This window comes from Enterococcus sp. AZ009, from assembly GCF_050548785.1.
GTDB classification, from domain to species: Bacteria; Bacillota; Bacilli; order Lactobacillales; family Enterococcaceae; genus Enterococcus_D; species Enterococcus_D entomosocium.
In genome coordinates, this window is record NZ_CP172960.1 from 240,153 (window position 1) to 251,260 (window position 11,108).

Annotated in this window: 10 protein-coding genes; 6 read left to right on the top strand and 4 right to left on the bottom strand. The window is 42.2% G+C overall.

Annotated elements, in window-relative coordinates; translation table 11 throughout:
* Window positions 1-320 precede the first annotated feature (320 nt).
* From IGJ74_RS01115 to coaA, 4 genes are all read right to left on the bottom strand, one after another.
* A complete protein-coding gene (locus IGJ74_RS01115) occupies window positions 321-1,298 on the bottom strand; it encodes a matrixin family metalloprotease (RefSeq protein ID WP_218192980.1) in 978 nt (325 codons plus the stop codon).
* Window positions 1,295-2,170, bottom strand: coding sequence for a glycosyltransferase (locus IGJ74_RS01120; RefSeq protein ID WP_016619592.1), 876 nt, complete (start codon window positions 2,168-2,170; stop codon window positions 1,295-1,297). The genes IGJ74_RS01115 and IGJ74_RS01120 overlap by 4 nt, the downstream gene beginning before the upstream one ends.
* A 334-nt stretch (window positions 2,171-2,504) precedes the next feature.
* Complete coding sequence (gene guaA, locus IGJ74_RS01125; RefSeq protein ID WP_074934454.1) at window positions 2,505-4,070, bottom strand: glutamine-hydrolyzing GMP synthase; 1,566 nt, start codon at window positions 4,068-4,070, stop codon at window positions 2,505-2,507.
* Between the two features lie 80 nt (window positions 4,071-4,150).
* Complete coding sequence (gene coaA, locus IGJ74_RS01130) at window positions 4,151-5,074, bottom strand: type I pantothenate kinase (protein WP_087664785.1); 924 nt, start codon at window positions 5,072-5,074, stop codon at window positions 4,151-4,153.
* Window positions 5,075-5,410: 336 nt separating this feature from the next.
* On the opposite strand from coaA, the gene IGJ74_RS01135 reads away from it, so the two are divergent.
* The 6 genes from IGJ74_RS01135 (at window position 5,411) to IGJ74_RS01160 (ending at window position 11,019) form a co-directional block, all read left to right on the top strand.
* A complete protein-coding gene (locus IGJ74_RS01135; RefSeq protein ID WP_061053625.1) occupies window positions 5,411-6,016 on the top strand; it encodes a class I SAM-dependent methyltransferase in 606 nt (201 codons plus the stop codon).
* 250 nt (window positions 6,017-6,266) lie between these two features.
* The gene (locus IGJ74_RS01140; RefSeq protein WP_005226832.1) at window positions 6,267-7,286 is read left to right on the top strand and encodes a LacI family DNA-binding transcriptional regulator; all 1,020 of its coding nucleotides are present in this window, start codon (window positions 6,267-6,269) and stop codon (window positions 7,284-7,286) included.
* Between the two features lie 123 nt (window positions 7,287-7,409).
* Window positions 7,410-8,711: a pyrimidine-nucleoside phosphorylase gene (locus tag IGJ74_RS01145; protein WP_034878152.1), complete on the top strand. Its 1,302-nt coding sequence runs from the start codon at window positions 7,410-7,412 to the stop codon at window positions 8,709-8,711.
* A gap of 13 nt (window positions 8,712-8,724) precedes the next feature.
* Window positions 8,725-9,387, top strand: coding sequence for a deoxyribose-phosphate aldolase (gene deoC / locus IGJ74_RS01150; protein ID WP_061053626.1), 663 nt, complete (start codon window positions 8,725-8,727; stop codon window positions 9,385-9,387).
* A 51-nt stretch (window positions 9,388-9,438) separates the two neighbouring features.
* Window positions 9,439-9,837 (top strand): cytidine deaminase, encoded by a 399-nt coding sequence (locus IGJ74_RS01155; RefSeq protein WP_005226837.1) that lies wholly within the window; start codon window positions 9,439-9,441, stop codon window positions 9,835-9,837.
* 63 nt (window positions 9,838-9,900) lie between these two features.
* Complete coding sequence (locus IGJ74_RS01160; protein WP_087664786.1) at window positions 9,901-11,019, top strand: BMP family lipoprotein; 1,119 nt, start codon at window positions 9,901-9,903, stop codon at window positions 11,017-11,019.
* Window positions 11,020-11,108 lie beyond the last annotated feature (89 nt).

The following is an 11,108-nucleotide window of genomic DNA, read 5'->3' on the forward strand; positions in this document are numbered from 1 at the left end:
TTCAATGCTATCTGTCTCATCATCAGCAGCTAGGGATCAATCTCTAGCTGTTTTTTGTCAGCTAGAAAATGATACGATGAAAGGCTAAACATAGACTTTTCTTTGACTATTAATTCCTTTAACTACTTTTCAAGGGCCGAGGTTTTGTCAAAAAAATCCTCACAGAAAATGCTGAAAACTTGCGCATTAGCATGAAACGTTTGCTAATTTTCTTCTTACTTAAAAGGCGTATGTTTGCCACTAAAGAATGTATCTAAGATTGCAAGCACACTTTTCCAAGATTGCAGTGGCAACTTTTCAAGTAAGAATTGGTAGCGAATTTATCCGAAGGCGCGGCGATTAACAATATACTCTTCTCCATCAATTTCAAAAAGATAATAGTGTTGACCATAAATAGAAACAATATCTTCAGTAACTGAAACAGTTCTATTCATAAGATTATTACTAGAAATTGTTCCTACATACGGATCTCTTGGGGACAGAGACAGTTTATACAAATTATAGTTACCTGTTATTTCAACTGTTTGATCGATGAAAGTAACGCCAGAAATTTTTCCAGCAGGAGAATCTAAAAAGATTGAGGCAATTTGATTAGAACGATGATTATTCAAATAATAGATTTTATCCCTATTATTAAGGATATTTAGTATCGCATATTTGTTGAATAATGGGACAGCAGGAAGTATCCCCTTAGAAATTGAGTCCGCCGTTTTTTGCGCTGCATCCAGCATCTCTTGATTGTTGCTAACCTGGGCATCATATAAATCAGCCATCACTGATCCATTGTCATGTTGGAGACCTAAAGTATGCCCCATTTCATGTCGGATAGTTGAAACCAGCTGTACGTAGCCGGAGGTTCCTTTTCCAGATGATGCGTCATTTAAAGCAGCTTTATTCAAAAATATTCTGTTCGTACTATTCCCCCAACCAAATCCGGAGTACCCCATATCTGCATAGGAATCGCCATCCGTTGATTGCAAAACTAAATCAACTTGGTTATCTGCTGCATTTACACTTGATTTTTCGACAATTACCGATCTCCCAATCGACTGATTCCATGATTGCGCAGCTTCATTGACAGCCTCTTGGTAGGCTTCTCCTAGTGAGTTTGAGTCGTAAATGATGGTACCGTATTCGTTAACACAAGTAGCTGTACCATACAATATTCCAGGATAGTAATAATCAACAATAGGCGTCTTCGCTATGTCGGCTGACTTTGCATCTACAGAAATTGTTCCTATAGAGTAAATTAATGCAATTAAAAATAACGAACGAATTCTTGAAAAAATTTTTTTCATTGTTTTCCACTCCTTAAACTTGTTGACTTGATTTCATACAGATAATTCCAAAAATCTTTTTCCCATTTATCTTGTATGGAAAGATGCTCCCAGGGCATCGAATTTTTTTCAAATTCAACGAAATGTCGAATCTTTATATTTTTTCTAGCTTTTTCAATTTTCAAAAATTTGAGTGGATTCACATTTTTTGCCCAATCAAATAACCAATGATCATCTTTCTGGTAATTGTATTCATAAGGCAACAACTCAACACTTCTCTCACAAAGAATGTTTAAAATGGTTTGATCTAAATACAAGTATTCATTCTTATTTATCATACGTACTATGGCTTCTGGTCGTATCTGTTCATTGAACACAACTACATTAAATAAAATAACTCCAGAATTGAAGTAATTCTTCATAGTTTTTACGCCAAAATATTTAAAGCTGTCCTCTGTATCACTTATAACTGAGAAGTAGAAGTCTCTAACTGCAGCAATTGATTTTTGATCAGGGATCAAATCAAAGAAATTGGATACGTCATCGTATACAATAGTGTCATTATCTAAATAGAGAATGTAATCATAATTGCTAAAATATGAAGGTAGAAATAATCTCCACAGAGTGACTTCAGGAAAACGCGAATTACTATAATTCTTTATTTCGTTTATTATTTTAGGTGGATACCAAATAGTAATAATTACATTTTTTTCTCCATATAATCTAGAAATACTTTTCAATTTCAGTATTTCTTCGTTCCCTAGTTCATTTACAACTACTAATATATCTAAAGGTTCATTCCCTTCATAAGTATTTACTATTGACGCAATGGATACTGCAGCTAATTGAATATGTGACCCCGTAACACAATAAACGACAGCTTTCTTCTTCATAGTTCAGGTCCACCCTTTTTAGTGTTTCTTATTTTTTAATAAAAACCTTCTATAGAAACTTAGGCAATAAAAGCATTTAAGCTTATTTTATCGTATCTGATTTCCAATATGAGCGTTAGTCCCACTATTGGGATTAACATAGTTAACGAGAATCAACAATTTCTTATCGTATTTTCCCGAAAGGGTTGTCAGATTAAGCCTAAATCAAAAATCCCGTCAGAGAAATCTGACGGGATTTTGGTGGTGAACCTAGGTAAAACAGGTCATTGTTATCCATTCCAAGTGAACTAAAAACTGTTAAATCAACATTTCGCAACCAAGTGAGGTTGCTACTTTATTCCCACTCCACAGTAGCAGGTGGTTTGCTCGTAATATCATACACGATTCGATTGACGTGTGCGACTTCGTTGACGATGCGGACGCTGATTTTTTGTAGGACTTCCCATGGGATGCGGGCAAAGTCAGCGGTCATGCCATCGATTGAAGTGACTGCACGAATGCCGACGGTATAATCGTAGGTCCGGCCATCACCCATGACACCGACGGAGCGGATGCCTGGTAAGACGGTGAAGTATTGCCAAATGTCGCGGTCTAAGCCGGCATTTGCGATTTCTTCCCGCAATATTGCGTCCGAGTCGCGGACGATCGTTAGTTTTTCTTCTGTCAATTCGCCAAGGACACGAATACCTAGACCTGGTCCAGGGAATGGTTGGCGCCATACGATGCTGTCTGGCATGCCAAGTTGAGTCCCTAATTCACGGACTTCGTCTTTGAACAAGGTGTTCAATGGTTCGATCAATTTGAATTGCATGTCTTCAGGTAAACCACCCACATTGTGGTGTGATTTGATGGTTTGAGCAGTCTCGGTCCCTGATTCGATGACGTCGGTATAAAGGGTTCCTTGGGCAAGGAAAGAAACGCCTTCTTCGCCAGCTAGTTTGGTTGCTTCATCATCGAAGACGTACACGAATTCATTTCCGATGATCTTGCGTTTTTCTTCAGGATCAGAAACCCCCGCAAGTTTTGATAGGAAACGTTCTTTGGCATCAACTTTGATGATGTTCAAGCCGAATTTGCCGCCTAAGCTTTCCATTACTTGCTCGGCTTCGCCTTTACGCAAGAGGCCGTGGTCAACAAAAATACAAGTCAGTTGATCGCCGATCGCTTTTTGTAAAAGAACACCAACGACAGAAGAATCGACCCCGCCGGAAAGACCAAGCAAGACTTTTTTGTCGCCCACTTGTTCGCGGATTTTTGCGATTTCCATATCGATGAAGTTGTCCATTGTCCAATCACCTGTACATTGACAAACGTCAATGGCAAAGTGACGCAATAAGTCGTTGCCGTATTCTGAATGGCGAACTTCTGCGTGGAATTGGATACCGTACATTTTGCGCTCGGCATCTTGGATAGAAGCGATCGGGCAATCTTTGCTCGTTGCCACGACATCAAAGCCTGCAGGTGCTTGAGTGACCAAGTCCCCGTGGCTCATCCACACGGTTTGGGTTGCGGGCGTGTTTTGGAAAAGGGCCGCTGCATCAGAAGTGACTTCCAATTCTGCTTTGCCGTATTCACGGTTTTTGGCAGGTTCAACTGTTCCGCCTAATTTATAAGTAATCAACTGCATGCCGTAACAGATCCCTAAAACTGGGATGCCTAAATCAAAAATTTTCTCGTCGATGCCGAAAGAGTTCTCGTCGTAGACGCTGTTTGGTCCGCCAGATAAGATGATCCCTTTGGGATTCATCGCTTTTACTTCTTCAGCGGTAATGCGGTGGCTCAATAATTCTGAGAAAACACCGAACTCACGAATACGGCGTGTAATCAGCTGATTATACTGACTACCGTAATCAAGTACGATAATTTTTTCGACGTTTGGCAAAGTGTCAACGTTTGTCACAATAAATTACCTCAATTCTTTTAGTTTTTATTGAAAAAAGGCTGGGCCTTTTCAACAGCATAATTATAAAAATGAAGCGGTCAATACTTGCGCAAGAACACTTCATCGATCAAATGGTGCTTTGTTTTATGAAGAATTATATCGGCTCTGCTGCGTGTAGGCAAGATATACTCGTGTAAATTCTTTAAATTCACATTTTTCCATACTTCTTTTGCCATTTTAATCGCTTCCTTGCGATCCCCGATCGCATATTGGTAATAATAATTGCTGGGATCTTGAAAGGCAGTGTCTAGTAATGATTCAAATCGTTCCAAATACCATTTTTCAATCAGTGCCGGTTGGGCATCCACGAAAATTGAAAAATCAAAAAAGTCACTGATATAGATTTGTTGGTTGGCAGGCAATTGCAAGGTATTGATGCCTTCCACGATCAAGATATCTGGTTGACTGATCGTTTCATACGTATCAGGAATAATATTGTAGACTTCATGGGAGTAGACGGGGATCTGGATGTCTGGTTCTCCTGATTTGACCGCATTCAAAAAGTTGATCAAGGCTTCCATGTCATAACTTTCTGGAAATCCTTTGCGATTCAAGTTGCCGCGTTCTTCCAAGACTTCGTTCGGGTACAAAAAGCCGTCAGTGGTGATCAGTTGGACGGTTCTGCGGGGAAACAAACGGGCCAACAAATTTTGGACGAGCCGTGCGGTGGTGCTTTTGCCGACGGCGACGCTTCCGGCGATGCCGATGATAAAAGGCGGCATTTTAACATAGCGGTGTAAAAAGAGTCCCTTGCTGAGGGTCAATGATTCAAACTCTTTCATATAAAGATGGATCAGATGGCATAAAGGCACGTAAACATCTTCCACATCTTGGACCGAGATCCGGTCGTTCAAACTTTTGATATTATCCAATTCTTCTTGAGTGAAAGGCATCATGCCGTTCGTATAAAACCCTTGCCATTGCTCACGAGGAATTTGATAAAAATTCATGGTTTCTTGCATAGTAGGCTCCTTTTTTGCGGCATCATCGGTTTCTATTAGAAGTGATAGGCCACTGTTCGAAAGTATTTTACCATAGAAACCCGCAGAACTTGGAAAAAAGACATGATTTCCTTTGCAGAAACAACAAAAAACTGTTTTTTCGTTGTTTTTTTTGCTGGGCGTTTACTTCTGGCTGTTTTTCGGTATGATTAGAAAGAAACAGCAGACAAATCTTGCACGCCTTTTTACTGGTGTTTTCACTATGTTCACTCGTTCAAATAGAAGAAACAAGGAAAAAACCAGTAGAAGCCATTAGAAAAAACAAGCGAAAAGGGAATAGAAGAAAGGAGCATAAACATGAGTAATCACTACTATACAGAAAATCCTGATACGGCCCATGATTTTGAACAGTGGTCGTTTGAATTAAGAGGAAAGAACTTTCATTTTGTGACAGATAGCGGGGTGTTTTCCCGTGAGACGGTGGACTACGGCTCGCGGGTGCTGATCGATGCGTTTGAGTGGGCGGAGCTGCCAGAAGGAAGTTTGCTAGACGTTGGGTGTGGCTATGGTCCTGTTGGCTTGTCGTTGGCTTATGCAAGTCAGCGACCTGTCGAGATGATCGATATCAATCAGCGGGCAGTGGATTTGGCAAAAGGCAATGCCCAGCGTAACGGCATTGAACAGGTAGATATCCATCAATCCAATATCTATGCCCAATTAAATCAACCTGCTTATGCGGCGATCCTCAGCAATCCACCGATTCGGGCAGGAAAAGAAGTCGTCCATGAGATTTTGACAGGGGCGTTTCCGCTACTAAAAACAGGGGGGACTTTAACGATCGTGATCCAAAAGAAACAAGGGGCGCCGAGTGCTCAAAAGAAAATGCAAGAGACCTTTGGCAATGCCGAAATCATCAAAAAAGACAAAGGCTATTACATCATTCAAAGCGTAAAAGAAGCGTAGCTGCTCTTTGATTCTCAGCAGATCAAAGGCATCGCCAAGGCAAGCGCTGGTTAGCAGCAACTGGACCAGTTGGTTTCTCAAAAAGCCTATTGCCAGCAGCCTTTCGGGCAATTGCAGCGTTGGTTAATCAGCTGTCTATATCATCGGGCTATTTTTGATCAACGAAAAAGAAAGTCGCACACTTGTTGAAAGTGTGCTATTTTTTTTGAGAAAAATTTGCTACACTTTAGGCAAGAGAGGAGAGAAGCAGATGAAATTGACGATTAAACAGATTGCTGAAATGGCTGGCGTCTCTGTCACGACCGTGTCGCAGATCCTAAACAATAAAGGCAGCCGTTTTAGTGAAGAAACCCGGAAGCGGGTCTTAGATATCGTAAATAAATATCACTATAAGCCGGATTTTTTTGCTTCGAATCTTATCAACCGCCATTCAAAAACGATCGGAATGATCGTGCCTGATGTGACGGATTTCTTTTTCTCTAAAGTCATTGAAGGGGCGGAAAGTTATTTCAATCCACTAGGTTACATGCTAGTGTTATGCAATTCGCGCCACAGCCAAGAAAAAGAGGTTCAATATTTGAATGAACTGTCTCATCGTTCGGTAGATGGTATCTTATTAGCGACGCCGCATTTACTGCCGGAGGATTATTCCTTGAAGAGCGGGTTCTTTGATGACCGACCAATTATTTTAGTCGATCGCGGGATCAATCAGCGGGACAATGGTCGTTTAATCGTGAAAGAATACGAAGGTGCCTACCAAGCCGTCAGTTATTTGATCAAAAACGGTCACCGCAACATTGCGATGCTCAAAGAAATCACCGGCTACTATCAATTAGAGGAACGGTTCAATGGCTATCGCCATGCCTTGAAGGACCATCAGATCCCTTTTAAAGGCCGATATGTAGAAAATGCTGAATTAACGGTTACCGGCGGGTACGAAGCAACGAAGGAATTATTGAAGTACAAAGAGATCACAGCGTTTTTCTGCGGCAACGACGCCATGGCGATCGGCTGTTATCAAGCGATTTATGAGGCTGGCAAAAAAGTACCAGAAGACTACTCGGTGATCGGCTTTGATGCCTTGAAATTATCGGAATACATCACACCACCGCTTACCACGGTCATGCAGCCGACCTTTGAAATCGGTTTTACCGCAGCGAAGTTTTTAGTGGACGCCATTGAGTTTCCGACACGGCGAATTCCAAATAAGATTTTTGATACAAAATTAATTATTCGTGAGAGCGTGAAGACATTGACAAGCGAGAAATAATGCGGTATATTTCTTCTTGTAAGTGTTTTCATAGTTTTGCGATATTTAGTAAACTGTTTTACTAAAGTGGTTTACCCTACGAAAAATTATTGTATAATGTTAAAGGAAGCGAGGGTCATTTCGATGCGAATGGTGGATTTAATTGAAAAGAAACGTGACGGCAAGTCATTAACGAAGGAAGAAATTGACTACATTGTAACTGCGTATACTGAAGGAAGTATTCCAGATTATCAAATGAGTGCCTTGTTGATGGCTATTTTTTATGTAGATATGACAGATGAAGAGATCACGAACTTAACGCTAGCAATGGCAAATTCTGGTGAAGTGATCGACCTATCCTCAATTGAAGGAATCAAAGTCGATAAGCATTCGACTGGTGGTGTTGGTGATACGACCACGTTGATCCTAGCGCCATTAGTGGCTAGTGTTGGCGTACCGGTTGCGAAAATGTCTGGCCGCGGCTTAGGCTATACCGGAGGGACGTTAGACAAGCTTGAAGCGATCCCTGGATTTAAAATCGAGCTTTCTGAAGCCGACTTTATCCGATTAGTCAACGAAAGTAAAGTGGCCGTGATCGGTCAATCAGGAGATTTAGCTCCTGCGGACAAAAAACTGTATGCCTTACGAGATGTGACGGCAACGGTTAGTTCGATCCCATTGATCGCCAGCTCGATCATGAGTAAAAAAATCGCGGCAGGTGCCGATGCGATCGTGTTAGATGTAACCACAGGCGATGGCGCCTTTATGAAAAACTTGGAGGATGCCAAACGCTTAGCCCAAACGATGGTCCGCATCGGAAAATTGGCAAATCGCCAAACGATGGCAGTCATTTCTGATATGTCACAACCTCTAGGGGAAGCGATCGGGAACAGTTTGGAAGTGGTGGAAGCTATTGAGACACTGCAAGGAAAAGGACCGAAAGACTTGGAAGAAATGTGCTATGCACTGGGCAGCCAAATGGTCGTTTTAGCGAAAAAAGCTGATTCATTGGAAGAAGCACGCCAACTGTTGGAAGAAGCCTTGCATTCAGGCAAAGCGTTAGAAAAATTCAGACAGATGATCACAGACCAAGGCGGAGACGCTTCAGTGATCGATGACCCGAGCAAGATTTTGACAGCGAAATATGAAGTGGAAGTCCCAGCGAAAACTAGTGGCGTGGTGACGAAATTAGTTGCCAATGAGCTAGGGATCGCGGCGATGATGTTAGGGGCAGGTCGTAAGACCAAAGACGAAGACATCGACCATGCAGTGGGCATCAAATTGCATAAGAAAGTTGGCGAATCAGTAACTGAAGGAGAATCGCTATTGACGATCTACAGCAATACCGAAGCAATCGAGGATGTCAAAGCATTGATCGACCAAAATATTGAAATTGGGGAAGATGGCGCAGAACCGCCATTGATCCATGACATTATTACAGAATAAGGAGCGAATAAAAATGGAATTGAATCGCATGATCGACCACACGATTTTGAAAGCAGACGCAACGGAGGAAGATGTTTTACGAATCATCGAAGAGGCAAAAACCTATCACTTTTATTCTGTCTGCATCAATCCAACGTGGGTTTCATTAGCGGCAGAAAAATTACAAGGCGAACCAACGGCTGTTTGTACCGTGATCGGCTTTCCTTTAGGGGCAAACACATCTGAAGTCAAAGCTTATGAAACAACAGATGCGATCAAAAATGGCGCAGATGAAGTCGATATGGTAATTAACGTAGGTGCCTTGAAATCAAAACAATACAAAAAAGTTCAAGTAGACATCGAAGCAGTCGTTGAAGCGGCCAAAGACAAAGCGCTTGTCAAAGTAATCATTGAAACAGCGTTATTAGACAACGAAGAAATCGTCAAAGCCTGTGAATTAGCCAAAGCAGCCGGTGCAGATTTCGTGAAAACCTCAACTGGCTTTTCAACTGGTGGGGCAGTCATTGAAGATGTTCGCTTGATGCGTGAAACTGTAGGACCAGAAATGGGTGTCAAAGCTTCCGGTGGTATCCACAACGAAGCAGAAGCGGCAGCTATGGTCGAAGCGGGGGCAAACCGCTTAGGAACAAGCGCAAGTGTTGCCATCGTGACTGGCTCAACAGGTGCTGGCTATTAAGCCTAGCATTAAGTAAAGTAGCAAAAATTAAAAACAAGAGCGGGGAAGACAATGACAATAGCGAAAAAAGAGTGGATCGACACCGCCGTTTCCGCCTTAGATAAAGCGTATGTGCCGTACTCTAAGTTTCCGGTTGGTGCTTGTCTCGTTGCAAAAAATGGGACGATATATCAAGGGATCAACATTGAAAATGCCTCATATGGCTTAACAAATTGCGCAGAACGAACGGCTTTTTTCAAAGCCGTTTCTGAAGGCGAAAAAGAGTTTCAACATTTGGTTGTGGCGGGTCATACGCCAGAACCGATCTCTCCTTGCGGTGCTTGCCGCCAGGTCATGGTGGAATTTTGTGCGCCAGATATGCCGGTGACCTTAGTCGGCGATGATGGTGTCATCAAAGAAACCACGGTAGAAGGCCTATTGCCTTATTACTTCACGAACAAAGATTTATAAACCATGTTCATTCAGTCGATGCGGCTGTTGAAAAAAACTATATTTTTAGGGGGCTTTACAGCAATGAAAAAAGCAAAATTATTTAGTTTAGGTATTGTTGCAGTAGCTGGGTTGACTTTACTTGGTGCTTGTGGCGGAGGAAATTCAGGTTCAACTGATTCAACTGGCGGCGGTTCTGCAGACGGTACGACTGATGCAGCGCATAGTGTCGCAATCGTTACCGATATCGGTGGGGTGGATGACCGTTCATTCAACCAATCCGCGTGGGAAGGCTTAGAAGCATGGGGTGAGGAACACGGGATCGCTCGCGGTGCTGGTGGTTATGACTACGTGCAATCAAATGAAGCATCAGAATACACAACCAACGTAAATGGTGCCGTTCAAAATGGTTTCAAAACGATTTTCGGTGTGGGTTACTTATTGAAAGATTCAATCGCAGCAGCAGCTGACCAAAACCCTGATACACAATTCGGGATCATCGATGATGTGATCGAAGGCAAAGACAACGTTGTTTCGGCAACATTTAAAGATAACGAAGCAGCTTACTTAGCTGGTTTTGCTGCAGCTTATACAACCAAAACAAACAAAGTCGGCTTCATCGGTGGTGAAGAAGGCGTCGTTATCGACCGTTTCGAAGCTGGTTTCATGAAAGGCGTTCAAGACGCAGCTGAAAAATTAGGCAAAGAAATCACGGTTGAGCCTCAATATGCAGCATCATTTGGTGATCCTGCCAAAGGGAAAGCATTGGCAGCTTCAATGTACCAAAGCGGCATTGACGTAATCTTCCACGCATCTGGCGGTACTGGTGCAGGTGTCTTCCAAGAAGCAAAAGCAATCAACGAACAATTGAACGAAGCAGACCTAGAAGACAAAAAAGTTTGGGTCATCGGTGTAGATAGCGATCAACAAGACGAAGGTAATTTTACAACTGCTGACGGCAAAGAAGATAACTTCACATTGGCTTCAACATTGAAAGGTGTTGGCGCAGCGGTACAAGATATCTCAACTCGTGCGTTAGAAGACAACTTCCCTGGCGGCGAACACATTGTTTACGGCTTGAAAGATGGCGGTGTAGACATTACTGAAGGGTTCCTTTCAGATGATGCCAAAGCAGCGATCGAAACAGCGAAACAAGACGTGATCGACGGCAAAGTAGAAGTACCAGAAACACCTGAAAAATAAAGTGGTTCTTTTCGGTTATCTTGCCCTAGCCTAGGGCAAGATGATCGTTGTTGGATTACTATGTTGATGAAAGCTACGGGTTTTCATGA

Excerpts from the sequence above, each read along its gene's own strand:
- IGJ74_RS01155 (WP_005226837.1), top strand. The coding sequence starts at position 9,439 with ATGACAATAGCGAAAAAAGAGTGGATCGACACCGCCGTTTCCGCCTTA.
- IGJ74_RS01115 (WP_218192980.1), bottom strand. The coding sequence starts at position 1,298 with ATGAAAAAAATTTTTTCAAGAATTCGTTCGTTATTTTTAATTGCATTA.
- coaA (WP_087664785.1), bottom strand. The coding sequence starts at position 5,074 with ATGCAAGAAACCATGAATTTTTATCAAATTCCTCGTGAGCAATGGCAA.
- IGJ74_RS01120 (WP_016619592.1), bottom strand. The coding sequence starts at position 2,170 with ATGAAGAAGAAAGCTGTCGTTTATTGTGTTACGGGGTCACATATTCAA.
- deoC (WP_061053626.1), top strand. The coding sequence starts at position 8,725 with ATGGAATTGAATCGCATGATCGACCACACGATTTTGAAAGCAGACGCA.
- IGJ74_RS01160 (WP_087664786.1), top strand. The coding sequence starts at position 9,901 with ATGAAAAAAGCAAAATTATTTAGTTTAGGTATTGTTGCAGTAGCTGGG.
- IGJ74_RS01135 (WP_061053625.1), top strand. The coding sequence starts at position 5,411 with ATGAGTAATCACTACTATACAGAAAATCCTGATACGGCCCATGATTTT.
- IGJ74_RS01140 (WP_005226832.1), top strand. The coding sequence starts at position 6,267 with ATGAAATTGACGATTAAACAGATTGCTGAAATGGCTGGCGTCTCTGTC.
- IGJ74_RS01145 (WP_034878152.1), top strand. The coding sequence starts at position 7,410 with ATGCGAATGGTGGATTTAATTGAAAAGAAACGTGACGGCAAGTCATTA.